We start from the raw sequence: 13,865 nt of genomic DNA on the forward strand, positions 1-13,865 counted from the left end.
AAATGGCGATTATCCGCAAATTCGAAGAGCTCGATCTCAAAGCCAACGCCCGACACACTGAGACCATCGGCGGATATTCTATCCAAGGGCAGGATGGCGAAAAGTTCATTCAAATCAACACAGTTGGCTCAACCGATCGCATGATCCCTGGTAAGGTGTCTCAGACACTTCGCCTTACCAAGGAAGCAATTGAGCAACTGGCTGAACTCGCAAAGAAGCACCTCTAATGCCCAAACGCACTGACATCTCCTCGATCCTGATCATCGGCGCCGGGCCGATCATCATCGGCCAGGCTTGCGAGTTCGATTATTCGGGCACGCAGGCGGTGAAGGCGCTCAAGGAAGAGGGGTACCGGATCATCCTGGTCAACTCGAACCCCGCGACGATCATGACCGATCCGGACATGGCGCATGCGACCTATGTCGAGCCGATCACGCCCGCGGTCGTCGCCAAGATCATCGAGAAGGAGCGCCCCGATGCGGTGCTGCCGACGATGGGCGGGCAGACCGCGCTAAATACCGCGCTGGCGCTCGCGCGCGACGGCACGCTGGAGAAGTTTGGCTGCGTGATGATCGGCGCGGATGCCGAGGCCATCGACAAGGCCGAGGACCGCATGAAGTTCCGCGATGCGATGGACAAGATCGGGCTCGAATCCGCCCGCTCCGGCATCGCGCATACGGTCGAGGAAGCGCTGGCGGTGCTGGAACGCACCGGGCTGCCCTCGATCATCCGGCCGAGCTTCACGATGGGCGGCACCGGCGGCGGCATCGCCTATAACCGCGAGGAATTCGTCAGCATCGTGCGCGGGGGCCTCGAGGCCTCTCCGACCACCGAAGTGCTGATCGAGGAATCGCTGCTCGGCTGGAAAGAGTACGAGATGGAAGTCGTCCGCGACCGGAACGACAATGCCATCATCATCTGCTCGATCGAGAACGTCGATCCGATGGGCGTCCATACGGGCGACTCCATCACCGTCGCCCCGGCGCTGACGCTGACCGACAAGGAATACCAGATCATGCGCAATGCATCGATCGCGGTCCTGCGAGAAATCGGCGTCGAAACAGGTGGTTCCAACGTGCAGTTCGCAGTCAACCCGAAGGACGGGCGGCTGATCGTGATCGAGATGAACCCGCGTGTTTCGCGCTCCTCGGCGCTGGCATCGAAGGCCACCGGCTTCCCGATCGCCAAGGTCGCGGCCAAGCTCGCCGTGGGCTACACGCTCGACGAGATCATGAATGACATCACCGGGGCGACCCCGGCGGCGTTCGAGCCGACGCTGGACTACGTCGTCACCAAGATCCCGCGCTTTGCCTTCGAGAAGTTCAAGGGCGCCGAACCGCTCTTGGGAACGGCGATGAAGTCCGTCGGCGAGGTCATGGCGATTGGCCGCAATTTCCAGGAATCGATGCAGAAGGCGCTGCGCGGGCTGGAAACCGGGCTCGACGGCTTCAACCGCGTAGTCGAGCTTGAGGGTGCGACGCGCGACCAGATCGTGGCGGCGCTGAGCCGGGCGACGCCGGAGCGGCTGCTGGTGATCGGTCAGGCCTTCCGCGAAGGGCTCACCGTCGACGAGATCCACGCCGTCACCAAGTACGAGCCGTGGTTCTTGCGCCAGATCGAGGCCATCATTGCCGAGGAAAAGCGCATCAACGTGGAAGGGCTGCCGATCGATGCGGCGGGCCTGCGCCGGCTCAAGGCCATGGGCTTTTCGGACAAGCGGCTGGCAACACTGGCGGTGCGCTCGGTGGGCGTGGCGGGCGGCATGGCCGAGACGACGGCGCGTCGGTCCGGGCTGCTGCACGATGTGCTCAATGCCATGGCGGGGGCGACCAGCGAGGAAGAAGTGCGCGCGCTGCGCCACAAGCTGGGTGTGCGCCCGGTGTTCAAGCGGATCGACAGCTGCGCGGCCGAGTTCGAGGCGGTGACGCCCTACATGTACTCGACCTACGAAAGCGGCCTGTTCGGCGAGCCCGAAAGCGAGGCTGCGCCGACGGACCGGAAGAAGGTCGTGATCCTCGGCGGCGGGCCGAACCGGATCGGGCAGGGCATCGAGTTCGACTATTGCTGCTGCCACGCCTGCTTTGCACTGGGGGACACGGACCCGGCAAACGGCGAGGCCGGAGCGGGTTTCGAGACGATCATGATCAACTGCAACCCCGAGACGGTCTCGACCGACTACGACACCTCGGACCGGCTCTACTTCGAGCCGCTGACCGCCGAGGACGTGCTCGAAGTGCTGGAGGCCGAGAAGGCGAACGGCACGCTGGTGGGCGTGATCGTGCAGTTTGGAGGGCAAACGCCCTTGAAGCTCGCGCAGGCGCTGGAGGATGCGGGCATCCCGATCCTCGGCACTTCACCCGATGCGATCGATCTGGCGGAGGATCGCGAGCGTTTCAATCGCCTCGTCGAGAAGCTGGGCCTGCGCCAGCCGGCGGGCGGCACCGCGCGCAGCCGCGACGAGGCGGTCGCAGTGGCGGCGCGCATCGGCTATCCGGTGCTGATCCGGCCGTCCTATGTGCTGGGTGGGCGGGCGATGGAGATCGTCGACAGCCAGGCGCAGCTCGATGACTACATCGCGACGGCGGTGAAGGTTTCGGGCGAGAGCCCGGTGCTGATCGACCAATACCTGCGCGATGCGATCGAGTGCGATGTCGATGCGCTGGCCGATGGCGACGATGTCGTCGTGGCCGGTGTCATGCAGCATATCGAGGAAGCCGGCATCCATTCGGGCGACAGCGCCTGCACGCTGCCGCCCTACAGCCTGCCCGCCGAAATCATCGCCGAGATGGAGCGGCAAGCGGTGGCGCTGGCCAAGGCGCTGGGCGTCAAGGGCCTGATGAACATCCAGTTCGCGGTCAAGGATGGCCTCGTCTACCTGATCGAGGTTAACCCGCGCGCGAGCCGCACGGTGCCGTTCGTGGCCAAGGCCATCGGCCAGCCGATCGCCAAGTATGCGGCGCGGATCATGGCGGGCGAGAAGCTCAAGGACTTGCCGCCGATCAGGCGCGACGTTCCCTATATGGCGGTGAAGGAAGCGGTATTCCCGTTTGCGCGCTTCCCCGGCGTCGATCCGGTGCTGTCGCCCGAGATGAAGTCGACCGGCGAGGTCATGGGGATCGACAGCGGTTTCCCGGTCGCGTTTGCCAAGGCGCAGCTGGGGGCGGGCATGGTGCTGCCGGTGGGCGGCACGGTGTTCGTTTCGGTCAAGGACAGCGACAAGCCGGTGATCCTGCCGGCGGTCCAGAAGCTCGATGCCATGGGCTTCCGTATCGTGGCGACAGGAGGGACGGCGACGTTCCTGACCGCAGCGGGGGTCAAGGTCGAGCGGGTCAACAAGGTGGCGGAAGGGCGGCCGCATATCGTCGACCGGATCATCGACGGCGAGATCGCGCTGATCTTCAACACCACCGAGGGCTGGCAGAGCCACAAGGACTCGCAGTCCATCCGCGCGTCGGCGCTCTATGGCAAGGTGCCCTACTTCACCACAGCGGCAGCCTCGGTCGCAGCTGTGGAGGCTATCGAGGCGCTGCGCAGCACCGACCTTGCGGTAAGGTCACTGCAGGATTATTATCAACCTTCCACGTGATCCCCATCATCGCGGCGACTGGGGCCCGGTTTGGCGCATTGCTGGCCGGGACGGAACGGTTTTCTCTTGGCGATGTTTGGTCAAGGGATTGAAAGGTAAGAAGGACTAAGGATGGCAAGTGTTGAGAAGCTGCCGATGCTGGCCGAGGGCTACGAGAAGCTGACGGCGGAGCTGAAGGCGCTGCGTGAGGAACGTCCGCTGATCGTCGACGCGATCGAGGAAGCCCGCGCGCACGGCGATCTTTCCGAAAATGCCGAATATCATGCCGCCAAGGAGCGTCAGGGCCAGGTCGAAGCGTCGATCAGTGATCTGGAAGACAAGATCAGTCGCGCGCAGATCATCGACCCGACGACGCTTTCGGGCGACCGCATCGTGTTTGGCGCGACCGTGACGCTGCTTGACGATGACGACAAGCCGGTGCGCTACCAGATCGTCGGGCAGGCCGAAGCGGATGCCAAGCGTGGCCGGATCAGCTACAATTCGCCGCTGGGCCGCGCGCTGATCGGCCGGCGCGTTGAAGACGAGATCGAAGTGACGGTGCCTTCGGGCGACCGGTTCTATGTGGTCGAGAAGATCGAGTTCATCTGAGACGGCTGCGTAGTACCGCGGGACCCTTCGACAAGCTCAGGGTGAGCGTTCTTTGAGAAAATGCAAAAAAGGCTGCGGGTCTATTCCCGCAGCCCTTTTTGCATTCACTCTGGCTTGTGCAGCTCGGGCTCGAGCAGGCGGTGGAGGTGGACCACCACGTAGCGCATTTCCGCGTCATCCACCGTGCGCTGGGCGCAGCTGCGCCAGGCTTCTTCGGCGCTGGCGTAATCGGGATAGACGCCGACGAGGTCGATCTTCGTCAGATCGGTAAATTCGAGGTGCTGCGGATCCTTGACCCGCCCGCCCATGACGAGGTGCAGCTTCTGCATGACTGGGTATCCATTCCTTGGGGAGGAAGCCCAGCCACTGGCAAAATGAAGAGGGGCGCGCAAGCCCCTGACCTTACGGAAAAGCCCGTTATTCCGCCTTCCTGCCCGGCAGATGGCGGGTGATGACCGGCGCGAGGGTCCGCAGCGCCTTGTCGGCGAGAGAAGGAAGGCGTGCCTTCTCCGGCTTGGCGGGCGCATCTGCCTCCTCGCTCGCGGCGGCAGCGGCCTTCTCACCGGCAGCGCCCGCGACATAAGCGGCCGCAATTTCCAGGCCCACGGCTGCAAGGTCCGCCGCGCGGCGGGGGAGGGACATGCGGGACAGGGTGCCCTTGCGCGTCGCCTTGTCGCCGGTAACGCCGCTGCCGGCGCGGGACAGCGCTCCGGCGACCAGCGCCCCCAGAACGATCCCGCCCGCGACCATCGCTACCGGATGCTCCTCGACGAAGCCCTTCACCTTGCCGAGCGGATCGGCGGGCTTTTCGGCTGTTGGCGCTTCGGTTTCCGGTGGGGGCGTTTCGTCGGTCATGTCACGTCCTCGTCCGCTTCGGACGGTGCGAAGCGGTTCCTGATGAGATTGATCAGCGGGCGGCGGAAGAACCATGCCGTGAGCAGCGCCAGCGTGCCGCCGATCACCGGGATATTGTCCTTGGCGACCGCCTTGGCCTCGTCGACCGTATCCATCACGCGGTCCATCGCCGCTTCCTTGATCCGCGTGGGGATCGACTTTTCGGCAAGGCCGGTCTGCAGCGCCTTCTTCTGGCCGTTGAAGCGGGCCCAGGCGGCATCGCGGCGGGCGCGGGCTTCCTGCAAGCTCTCGTCGCTCATGCCGCGCGGTCCTGTCCCTTGAGCGCGCGCAGGGTGCCTTTCACGCGGCGCAGGATGCCGAAGACGCTCAGGCCCGTCAGCGCGAGCAGGCCGAGGAACACGACTGCGAGCGCGCCCCACGGCCCGATCAGCGGGGCGAGGGCGAGCAGCAGGCCGACGACCAGCGCCATCAGCGCGAAGAACAGCAGCGCGAGCGCCAGTGCGGCGAGGGCGAGTATCCCTTTGGCGCGGCCTAGCACGAAGCCGGCGCGGGCCTTCTGGAATTCGAGCTCGGCCGCGATCAGCGACTGGCCATCCTCGAGCAGCGCGCGCGCACCGCCGAGCAGGGACTCATCAGCCCCCGTGTCCTGCCCCGCTTCTGTCTTCGTCTCTGTCACGTGCCGGGATCAGGCTTCCGTGGTTTCGGCGCTCTCCGCAGCAGCCGGTGCGGGCTTGCGGCGCAGCATGCGCGAGAGGACGAAGCCGGTGACCGCCGCGATGCCGAGCGCCTTGACCGGGCTCTTCTTGACGAAGGTGACGATATCCTCGCCGATCTCGGGAATGTCCTTGGCCTCGAGGCTGGCGGCGGTGGACTGCAAAGTATGCGCGGCACCGCGGGCATAATCGCCATATTGCACGCCAAGCTTCTCGTCGATTACGCCGGCGTTGCTCTCGATTGTCTCGCCTAGGGTGGACAGCGCGGCAGTTGCCTTGCCCTTGCCCTGGCGGGCGAGATCGAGCGCGACGACCTTGGCTTGCTCGGCGTATTCGCTCGCCTTTTCGGTATATTCGCTGGCGGTCGAGGTCACCGTTTCCGTGAGCGCGGCGGTACGCTCGCGGGCTTCGCCGGTGAGGTTGGCGGCACTGGCCTTGGCGTCCTCGATCGCCTTGCCGAAGCGGGTGGTGACGGCAGTGGCTGTGTCGCTGACCGTCTCTTCGATCTGCGCGATCTCGGCAGGTACGGCTTCGGCCACGGCCTCGACGGCGGTTTCGACAGCCTTGAGCGCGGCCTTCTTGCGGCTCTTGGGTTTGGTATCGGCTTCGGGAGCCGCGTTGTCAGGGGTATCGGCCATGGTGCGGGTCCTTTTTCGGGGCGATTCTGAATTGATTTCCGGTCCTAGCCCAAATGCCGCAAGTGCGAAAGCGTGGCGGGGCCGCATTTGCCTTATGCTTGGGACGGCCTGGCGGTTCCACGCATAGCTAGGCGCACTTGTCACTCTGGCCAACCGCCGATAGGGCGCGCGTCAGGATACGTCACCAAACGAGGAAGCGCTCATGACCGCGATCATCGACATTCACGCCCGCGAGATCCTCGACAGCCGGGGCAACCCGACCGTCGAAGTCGATGTCCTGCTGGAGGACGGCTCGTTCGGCCGTGCTGCCGTGCCTTCGGGCGCTTCGACCGGTGCGCATGAAGCGGTCGAGCTGCGCGATGGCGACAAGGGGCGGTTCCTCGGCAAGGGCGTGCTGCAGGCGGTCGGCGCGGTGAACGGCGAGATCGCCGGTGCGCTTGTCGACATGGATGCCGAAGACCAGCGCGACATCGACATGGCGATGATCGCGCTCGACGGGACCGAGAACAAGGGCCGTCTTGGTGCCAACGCGATCCTCGGCACCAGCATGGCGGTGGCGAAGGCGGCGGCGGATGCGCGCGGCCTGCCGCTTTACAGCTATGTCGGCGGCGTCTCGGCGCACCTCCTGCCGGTGCCGATGATGAACATCATCAACGGCGGCGAGCATGCCGACAACCCGATCGACTTCCAGGAATTCATGATCATGCCGGTCGGCGCGCCGACGCTGGCCGAAGCCGTGCGCTGGGGCGCGGAAGTGTTTCACACGCTGAAGAAGGCGCTGCACCAGAAGGGCCTCGCCACCGGCGTGGGCGACGAGGGCGGCTTTGCCCCCAACATCGCCAGCACGCGCGATGCGCTTGATTTCGTGATGGCCTCGATCGAGCAGGCCGGGTTCAAGCCGGGCACCGATATCGTGCTCGCGCTCGATTGCGCGGCGACCGAGTTCTTCAAGGACGGCAAGTACGAGATCAGCGGCGAGGGGCTCTCGCTTTCGCCGGACGCGATGGCGGATTATCTCGCCGCGCTCACCGATGCTTATCCGATCCGCTCGATCGAGGACGGCATGAGCGAGGACGATTTCGAAGGCTGGGCCGCGCTGACCGCCAAGATCGGCAAGAAGGTGCAGCTGGTGGGCGACGACCTCTTCGTCACCAACCCCAAGCGCCTGACGATGGGCATTGCCAAGGGCCTCGCCAATTCGCTGCTGGTGAAGGTCAACCAGATCGGCACGCTGACCGAGACGCTGGAAGCGGTGAGCATCGCGCAGCGCAATGGCTACACGGCGGTCATGTCGCACCGTTCGGGCGAGACCGAGGATGCGACCATCGCCGACCTCGCGGTTGCCACCAACTGCGGCCAGATCAAGACGGGTTCGCTTGCCCGGTCCGACCGGCTTGCCAAGTACAACCAGCTCATCCGGATCGAGGAAGAGCTGGGCCAGTCGGCGCGCTATGCGGGTGCGGCGGCGTTCGGGCGGCTCGCGTAAGGCCTGTTCAACCGCCGTTCGTCCCGAGCGAAGTCGAGGGACTTGTTCGAGCGTAGCTGAGAACCAGCGCCACGCCAGGTGTCTCGACTGCGCTCGACACGAACGGGTGGGTGGGAGGCGGCAGGATTTAAGCGGCCGCTTAAAGTCTCTTTCCAATGCAGCCGCTCTCTGCCAGTCTTGCTGGCGGAGAGTGATGCATGGGTGAATTTCCAAGCACGGCTGCGGCGGTAACGCCGGGCTGGATCGAAGCGCAACTGGCGCGCGCGGGCCTGCTGGTCGATGCGCGGATAACCGGCCTCGAATGGAAGGCCATCGGCACCGGGCAGGTGGGTGATACTGCCCGCTTCACGATCACCTATGACCGGCCCACTGCCGCCCCTGCGACGCTGGCAGGCAAGTTTGCTTCCGCCGATCCGACCAGCCGCGGCACGGCGGCGGCGATGATGCTCTACGTAAAGGAAGTGGGTTTCTACCGCGAACTGGCGGGGATGCTCGCGGTGCGCACGCCCAAGGTCTACGCCGCTGAAATCAATGCCGAGGGCACGGACTTTGTGCTGCTGTTCGAGGATCTGGCGCCCGAGCGCGGCGGCAACCAGCTCGAAGGCTGCGGGCTGGCCGATGCCGAAGCGGCAATCCGGCAGGCAGCGGCGCTGCATTCCGCGACCATCGGGCATCCCAAGGTCTTGGGCGCGGACTGGCTGCATGGGCGCGAGGGACTGTTGGAGCAGATCGGGCAGCTTTACCATCAGGCCCACGCGATCTTCCGCGAACGCTATGACGGGCAACTGGCGGCGGATGCCCTGGCGCTGTGCGATGAGCTCGACAAGCGGGTGGAGCATTGGCTGGCACGACAGCCTGAGGAGCCCTGCCTGATCCACGGCGATTTCCGGCTCGACAACATGCTGTTCGGGGTCGGGTGCGGGGCGGAGCCCATCGCGATTGTCGACTGGCAGACCTGCGCGATCGGCTGCGCGATGACCGACGTCGGCTATTTCATGGGCTGCGGGATCGGCAGCGAGTTGCGGCGGCCCAACGAGGCGGCGCTGCTGGCGCTCTACGCCGAGGAAATGGCGCGGCATGGGTCTCCGATTGCGCACGACGTGATGATGCGGCGCTACCGGATCGGGGCGCTGCACGGGCTGTTCACCGCGGTGTTCAGCGCAGCCTTCGTGGTGCGCACGGAACGGGGCGACGCCAACTTCCTTTCGATGGCGCGGGGTGCAGCCGAACTCGCGCTCGATCATGACAGCATCGGCGCATTGGACGCCATGATGGAGAACGCACAATGCTGACCAAGGGCGACGATTTTCCGCTGCACCAGACGCCCGAGCCGATTGCCTATTCCGGCACCGACCGGAACTTCTACGACCGCTATTTCTTCAACGGCTACGCGCCGGACGGCAGCGACTTTTTCGCGGCGGCCTTTGGCATCTATCCGCACCTCAACGTGGCGGACGCGCATTTCTGCTTCATCAAGGACGGGGTGCAGCATTCGCTCCATGCCTCGCGCGAGCTCAGGATGGAGCGGCTGGACCTGACCTGCGGGCCCATCGCGATCCGCGTCGAGGAACCGCTGAAGCAGCTGTCGATCAGTGTCGAAGGGGAGGGGATCCGCGCCGAGATCGTGTTCACGGGCCGCGCCTTTCCCATCGAGGAGCCGCGCTTCATCCACCGCATCGGGCCGCGCACCTTCATGGACTACACGCGGCTGACGCAGAACGGGCACTATACCGGCTGGGTCGAAATCGACGGAGTGCGCACGGTGCTGAAGCCCGGAACCGCCGGTACGCGCGATCGCAGCTGGGGCGTGCGGCCTGTCGGCACCAGCGACACGCAGCCGCATGGGCACGGCGTGGTTCCGCAGTTCTTCTGGCAATGGACGCCGATCAACCTGCCCAGCCGCAGCGTGTTTTTCCACATCAACGCCGATGCCAACGGGAGCCCATGGAACACCCGCGCGGTGATCGCGCCAGATGGGGCGGGGCATGACGGGTTTTTCGAGACACCGTCTGCCAAGCTCGATGCGCCGCTACAGCCGGGAACGCTGTGGCCAGCAGGCGGCGAGCTGGTGATCGGCGGGGGTGATCCGCTAACGCTGACGTTTGAGCCGCTGCAGCGCTTCCAGATGCGCGGGCTGGGGTATACCTCGCCCACATGGGGACACGGCCTCTACCATGGCGTGCTGGAAGTGGAGCGCGAGGATATCGTGCTGGCCGACATCGACCCCAAGCGGATGGACAACTTTCACGTCCAGATCGTCAGCCGTGTGACGACGAGCGCGGGCGAGGTCGGCACCGGCGTGTTCGAACAGCTGATTTTCGGCGCCTACAAACCGCTGGGGCTGGGATAACTCTTCCCCAACGCCGTTCGTCCCGAGCGAAGCCGAGTACGAGGCGTACGCAACGGCCTCGGCTGCGCTCGGCCTTTATCCCTCGACTTTGCTCGGGACGAACGGGGTAAGGTGGTGCGGCCTCTACTTCACCCGCCGCACCGGCACCGGAACGTTGCAGATATCCACCCCGCCCGCAGGCCGGACATAGAACGCATCGCGCCGGTTCGCGCGGGCATCGGCATAGGCGGCAAAGCTCTTGCTCTCGGTCGAGAGGTATTCGTAAGCCGGCAGCCCCGGCACATCGCTGCCGATGCGGATCGAGAGGATCAGGGTGCGCTCCTCAGGCGTCTTGTAGAACCCGATATCGCCGGTGCCGCGCGGCAGGCTGGAGAGGTGCTCCATCCCCTCGATCACCCGGCCGACCACCGCGATGTTGCGATCAAGCTGGCGCGGGGCCTGCCCGATGACGCCATAGAGCTCTGCACCCGATCCGGTATCGGGCGGATAATCGCGGCCGACGCCGACTGTGCCGTAGCAGTGGATGGGCCAGGCTCTTGGCGTTTCCTTGTTCCGCATATCCGCGCCCACCGGAAAACCATCAGAAAAGCCGACGATGGGGGCGTAACCATCGCCAAGTCTGGCGCTCATGATGCCTTCAAGTAGCGATCCCATGGCCTGATCCATCATACCAGCCGCTTCATCGACAGTCTTCGGATCGTTATTGCCGGCCTTGCTGGGGGGCTGCTGCGGCTGGGGCCAAGGGTTGAACTCCTGGAATCCCTTTCCGGTCAGATTTAGGAAAGAGGCTTCATACTCCCCTGCCGGCACCACCTTCAGCCCCGCAGGCAGCGGCTTGGCCTTGGCCTTGTCCTCGCCGTCCGGATCGCCCCATTGCACGACATAGCCGTCCTGCACGCGGTTGACGCTCGTGCCGTCCCACCACTTTGCGGCGGCGAGTGCGCGGATATTGCCGACCCACCCTTGCGAGAACGGCGCGGGCAGCAGCTGGATCACCACCCGCCGCGCCGCGCCCTTGGCATCGGGCGCAAGCTCCATCACCAGCAGATCGGACGGCGCAATCGCCGCCCAGTCCGCCGCCGGGGCCGCCGCAACGATTTCGGTCGGCGCCAGCGCTGACGTCTTTGCGGGAGAAGCGGCGGGTGCAGACTCCTTCGTGGGAGCAGGGGCGGGCGCGGCGTTGCAGCTGGCGAGCAGGGCGACGGAGAGCAGAAAGGGATGTTTCATCACAAACGACTTGTGCCAGCCTTCGCAGCCTTGCGGAAGTGGTTGCTTGCCGTTAGGGGCAACGCCTTCCAGTGCATGCGGAGCGGTGGCCGAGTGGTCGAAGGCGCTCGCCTGGAAAGTGAGTATACGCCAAAAGCGTATCGAGGGTTCGAATCCCTCCCGCTCCGCCACGCAGTCCGGCCTGAATTCCGCGCGTCGGCGCTATTCCCCAAAACGGCACTGTCAAAGGGATTGCACCGGTTGGTGCTGGGGTCAGGCCTAGGGTAGGGCAGGGGCATGCCACGCCCTCGAAAGCCAGCTAGTCCGTTCCGGTATTTCCACTCCTCGCCGGAAGTGATCCGACTGGTGGTGATGATGTATGTCCGCTTTCCGCTGAGCCTGCGCAATGTCGAGGACCAGCTCTTCGAACGCGGCATCGACATTTGCCATGAGACGGTGCGGCTGTGGTGGAACCGGTTCGGCCCGGTGTTTGCGGCCGACATCCGCCGGCAACGGGTGAGCCGCATGCGAGGCTTCAGGCATTGGAAGTGGCACCTCGATGAGGTCTATGTGAAGATCGACGGGAAGACGCACTACCTCTGGCGGGCGGTAGATCAGGAAGGCGAGATCCTGGAATCCTATGTTACCAAGACCCGCGACAAGTCAGCTGCTCTGCGGTTCATGAGGAAGGCCCTGAAGCGGCATGGCCGGGTGGAAGCGATCGTTACCGATGGTCTCAGATCCTATCCCGCAGCGATGCGCGTGCTTGGCAATGAGGGGCGCCGCGAAGCCGGTCGGCATCTCAACAACCGGGCGGAAAACTCTCATCTGCCATTCCGACGAAGAGAGCGGGCGATGCTGCGGTTCAGGCAGATGAAGTCGCTACAGAAGTTTGCCTCAGTCCACGCCTCGATCCACAATCATTTCTCGCAGGAACGCCATCTCGTCGACCATGAGACTTACAAGCTTCGCCGCGCGGCCACATCGGCCGAGTGGCAGTCGCTTGCGAGCGGAAGTTTGGCGGGTAAGGGGAACCGCTTTCCGGCAGAGACCGTTTCGCATCCGACTGACAGCTCCCGGTGACGCATTACTTTCCCGACAAGCGCGCCCTGATGCTGCTCACCTATCGCCAAGCAGCCCTGACGTCGCTGGCGCGCACCAATGCCTCCCAGCCCGAGGATCGCGGCGATCTTGCCGCACTCTTTCACGCCCTGCTGCCGATCGACCGCCGGGTGGAGCGCGACTGGCGGGTGTGGTTCTCGTTCTGGGGCCTTGCCATCGCCGATCCGGGGTTCGCCGCCGAACAGCGCGAACGCATGGGCGGTTTCGTGCTGTAGACCAAAGCCGTCAACGCGGCCATCGCGCTCTACGCGGCGCAAGGGAACCCATAGGCTCCACCGGGCCTGCCGGGGCCGACCGGTCAACCGCTCGCAGCACGATGAGGGAAGCCAGGCCCAGACGCTCGCCTCGTCAGGCAGCGGCGATGCCGATTTCGCACTCGAGGACAGCGAACAGGTTGCAGCGACGGGGGCGCAACCGGATGGCATCTCCCTTTGCCCTAGCATTTTGCACAAGTGGACTGGTTCGGGCATCTGGGGGACCTTGGCGGGCAAGGCGCCCGCCGAGCGCCGCTTGAGGAACCCGTGCCATGCCTTACCAGCCTTTCGATCTTGGCGGAAAAGTCGCGCTCGTGACCGGGGGCAACGGCGGCATCGGCCTCGGCATGGCGGAAGCGCTGGCGCAGGCGGGCGCCTCGGTGATCATCTGGGGGATGAACCCCGCCAAGAATGCAGCGGCGAAAGCGCAGCTGGAAGCAACCGGGCAGCGCATCGCCAGCGAGATCGTCGACGTTGCGGACGAAGGCGCCGTGATCGCGGCGATGGACAAGGCGGTCGCCGAGTTTGGCCGCATCGATACGGTGATCGCCAATGCCGGAGTCGGCGGCGGTGCGCCCTTTGCGGAGTTTCCGACCGAGCAGTGGCGCAAGGTCATGGCGGTCAATCTCGACGGCGTGTTCTTCACGCTGCGCGAGGCTTGCAAGCACATGAAGGCGCGGGCCGAAGCGGGCGATCCGGGTGGTTCGCTGGTCGCGATCTCGTCGACATCGGCGATCCACGGCGCGGCCCGCAACCAGGCCTATGGCGCCGCCAAGGGCGCGCTGTGCTCGCTGGTCCGGGCAACCGCCGTCGAGTTCGCCCGCTATGGCGTACGCTGCAATGCGGTGCTGCCGGGCTGGACGGTCAGCGAAATGACGCAAAGCGCGCAGGAGAACGAGAAGTTCAACCGGCAGGTGATCTCGCGCGTGCCGTTCCGGCAGTGGCTGGAGCCCAAGGACTTCGGCGGGATCGCGGTCTACCTCGCCTCCGATGCTGCGCGGTTCCACACCGGCGACAGCATCGTCCTCGATGGCGGTTACACGATCTTCTGAGCCTGCTGGAGCTGC

General features: G+C 65.1%; 15 protein-coding genes and 1 tRNA gene. 10 read left to right on the top strand and 6 right to left on the bottom strand.

The window, feature by feature from the left end; all coding sequences use genetic code 11:
• Positions 1-2: 2 nt before the first annotated feature.
• The 3 genes from NDB2M1_RS05715 (at position 3) to greA (ending at position 4,174) form a co-directional block, all read left to right on the top strand.
• Positions 3-227 carry a hypothetical protein gene (locus NDB2M1_RS05715; RefSeq protein WP_072380402.1) on the top strand — a complete coding sequence of 75 codons (225 nt, stop codon included), beginning with the start codon at positions 3-5 and terminating at the stop codon, positions 225-227.
• Positions 227-3,586 (top strand): carbamoyl-phosphate synthase large subunit, encoded by a 3,360-nt coding sequence (gene carB / locus NDB2M1_RS05720; protein ID WP_072380404.1) that lies wholly within the window; start codon positions 227-229, stop codon positions 3,584-3,586. Before NDB2M1_RS05715 ends, carB begins: the two co-directional genes overlap by 1 nt.
• Before the next feature lie 111 nt (positions 3,587-3,697).
• Entirely contained in the window at positions 3,698-4,174 is a 477-nt protein-coding gene (gene greA / locus NDB2M1_RS05725; RefSeq protein ID WP_072380406.1) for a transcription elongation factor GreA, read from the top strand.
• A 104-nt stretch (positions 4,175-4,278) separates the two neighbouring features.
• On the opposite strand, the gene NDB2M1_RS05730 is transcribed toward greA, so the two are convergent.
• The 5 genes from NDB2M1_RS05730 to NDB2M1_RS05750 form a co-directional block, all read right to left on the bottom strand.
• Positions 4,279-4,503 (bottom strand): DUF4170 domain-containing protein, encoded by a 225-nt coding sequence (locus tag NDB2M1_RS05730; RefSeq protein WP_072380408.1) that lies wholly within the window; start codon positions 4,501-4,503, stop codon positions 4,279-4,281.
• Positions 4,504-4,591: 88 nt separating this feature from the next.
• Positions 4,592-5,029 (bottom strand): hypothetical protein, encoded by a 438-nt coding sequence (locus tag NDB2M1_RS05735; protein WP_072380410.1) that lies wholly within the window; start codon positions 5,027-5,029, stop codon positions 4,592-4,594.
• Positions 5,026-5,328, bottom strand: coding sequence for a hypothetical protein (locus NDB2M1_RS05740; RefSeq protein ID WP_072380412.1), 303 nt, complete (start codon positions 5,326-5,328; stop codon positions 5,026-5,028). Before NDB2M1_RS05740 ends, NDB2M1_RS05735 begins: the two co-directional genes overlap by 4 nt.
• Positions 5,325-5,705, bottom strand: a complete 381-nt coding sequence (locus NDB2M1_RS05745; RefSeq protein WP_072380414.1) for a phage holin family protein — start codon at positions 5,703-5,705, stop codon at positions 5,325-5,327. The genes NDB2M1_RS05740 and NDB2M1_RS05745 overlap by 4 nt, the downstream gene beginning before the upstream one ends.
• Before the next feature lie 9 nt (positions 5,706-5,714).
• Positions 5,715-6,380, bottom strand: coding sequence for a hypothetical protein (locus NDB2M1_RS05750; RefSeq protein ID WP_054122863.1), 666 nt, complete (start codon positions 6,378-6,380; stop codon positions 5,715-5,717).
• Between the two features lie 202 nt (positions 6,381-6,582).
• Between NDB2M1_RS05750 and eno the strand changes: the two genes are divergently transcribed.
• The 3 genes from eno to NDB2M1_RS05765 all read left to right on the top strand — a co-directional run bounded on the left by eno (position 6,583) and on the right by NDB2M1_RS05765 (position 10,216).
• Positions 6,583-7,866, top strand: a complete 1,284-nt coding sequence (gene eno, locus NDB2M1_RS05755; protein WP_054122862.1) for a phosphopyruvate hydratase — start codon at positions 6,583-6,585, stop codon at positions 7,864-7,866.
• Between the two features lie 197 nt (positions 7,867-8,063).
• A complete protein-coding gene (locus tag NDB2M1_RS05760) occupies positions 8,064-9,158 on the top strand; it encodes a phosphotransferase family protein (RefSeq protein ID WP_072380416.1) in 1,095 nt (364 codons plus the stop codon).
• A complete protein-coding gene (locus tag NDB2M1_RS05765; protein ID WP_072380418.1) occupies positions 9,152-10,216 on the top strand; it encodes an Rv3169 family protein in 1,065 nt (354 codons plus the stop codon). Before NDB2M1_RS05760 ends, NDB2M1_RS05765 begins: the two co-directional genes overlap by 7 nt.
• 123 nt (positions 10,217-10,339) lie before the next feature.
• On the opposite strand, the gene NDB2M1_RS05770 is transcribed toward NDB2M1_RS05765, so the two are convergent.
• Positions 10,340-11,443: a peptidylprolyl isomerase gene (locus NDB2M1_RS05770; RefSeq protein WP_083554682.1), complete on the bottom strand. Its 1,104-nt coding sequence runs from the start codon at positions 11,441-11,443 to the stop codon at positions 10,340-10,342.
• 79 nt (positions 11,444-11,522) lie between these two features.
• Here NDB2M1_RS05770 and NDB2M1_RS05775 point away from each other — a divergent pair.
• The 4 genes from NDB2M1_RS05775 to NDB2M1_RS05790 all read left to right on the top strand — a co-directional run bounded on the left by NDB2M1_RS05775 (position 11,523) and on the right by NDB2M1_RS05790 (position 13,850).
• Positions 11,523-11,613, top strand: a tRNA-Ser gene (locus NDB2M1_RS05775).
• A 106-nt stretch (positions 11,614-11,719) separates the two neighbouring features.
• Positions 11,720-12,505 (top strand): IS6 family transposase, encoded by a 786-nt coding sequence (locus NDB2M1_RS05780; RefSeq protein WP_256374884.1) that lies wholly within the window; start codon positions 11,720-11,722, stop codon positions 12,503-12,505.
• A 29-nt stretch (positions 12,506-12,534) separates the two neighbouring features.
• Positions 12,535-12,759: a TetR family transcriptional regulator C-terminal domain-containing protein gene (locus NDB2M1_RS05785; protein WP_143146646.1), complete on the top strand. Its 225-nt coding sequence runs from the start codon at positions 12,535-12,537 to the stop codon at positions 12,757-12,759.
• Between the two features lie 311 nt (positions 12,760-13,070).
• Positions 13,071-13,850 carry an SDR family NAD(P)-dependent oxidoreductase gene (locus NDB2M1_RS05790; RefSeq protein WP_072380422.1) on the top strand — a complete coding sequence of 260 codons (780 nt, stop codon included), beginning with the start codon at positions 13,071-13,073 and terminating at the stop codon, positions 13,848-13,850.
• Positions 13,851-13,865: the final 15 nt, after the last annotated feature.

The sequence above is a fragment of the Novosphingobium sp. NDB2Meth1 genome (assembly GCF_900117425.1).
Taxonomy (GTDB): Bacteria; Pseudomonadota; Alphaproteobacteria; order Sphingomonadales; family Sphingomonadaceae; genus Novosphingobium.

Bases quoted from the DNA above. Each gene is read 5' to 3' on its own strand.
- NDB2M1_RS05715 (WP_072380402.1), top strand. From the start codon at position 3: ATGGCGATTATCCGCAAATTCGAAGAGCTCGATCTCAAAGCCAACGCC.
- carB (WP_072380404.1), top strand. From the start codon at position 227: ATGCCCAAACGCACTGACATCTCCTCGATCCTGATCATCGGCGCCGGG.
- greA (WP_072380406.1), top strand. From the start codon at position 3,698: ATGGCAAGTGTTGAGAAGCTGCCGATGCTGGCCGAGGGCTACGAGAAG.
- NDB2M1_RS05730 (WP_072380408.1), bottom strand. From the start codon at position 4,503: ATGCAGAAGCTGCACCTCGTCATGGGCGGGCGGGTCAAGGATCCGCAG.
- NDB2M1_RS05735 (WP_072380410.1), bottom strand. From the start codon at position 5,029: ATGACCGACGAAACGCCCCCACCGGAAACCGAAGCGCCAACAGCCGAA.
- NDB2M1_RS05740 (WP_072380412.1), bottom strand. From the start codon at position 5,328: ATGAGCGACGAGAGCTTGCAGGAAGCCCGCGCCCGCCGCGATGCCGCC.
- NDB2M1_RS05750 (WP_054122863.1), bottom strand. From the start codon at position 6,380: ATGGCCGATACCCCTGACAACGCGGCTCCCGAAGCCGATACCAAACCC.
- eno (WP_054122862.1), top strand. From the start codon at position 6,583: ATGACCGCGATCATCGACATTCACGCCCGCGAGATCCTCGACAGCCGG.
- NDB2M1_RS05760 (WP_072380416.1), top strand. From the start codon at position 8,064: ATGGGTGAATTTCCAAGCACGGCTGCGGCGGTAACGCCGGGCTGGATC.
- NDB2M1_RS05765 (WP_072380418.1), top strand. From the start codon at position 9,152: ATGCTGACCAAGGGCGACGATTTTCCGCTGCACCAGACGCCCGAGCCG.
- NDB2M1_RS05770 (WP_083554682.1), bottom strand. From the start codon at position 11,443: ATGAAACATCCCTTTCTGCTCTCCGTCGCCCTGCTCGCCAGCTGCAAC.
- NDB2M1_RS05780 (WP_256374884.1), top strand. From the start codon at position 11,720: ATGCCACGCCCTCGAAAGCCAGCTAGTCCGTTCCGGTATTTCCACTCC.
- NDB2M1_RS05785 (WP_143146646.1), top strand. From the start codon at position 12,535: ATGCTGCTCACCTATCGCCAAGCAGCCCTGACGTCGCTGGCGCGCACC.
- NDB2M1_RS05790 (WP_072380422.1), top strand. From the start codon at position 13,071: ATGCCTTACCAGCCTTTCGATCTTGGCGGAAAAGTCGCGCTCGTGACC.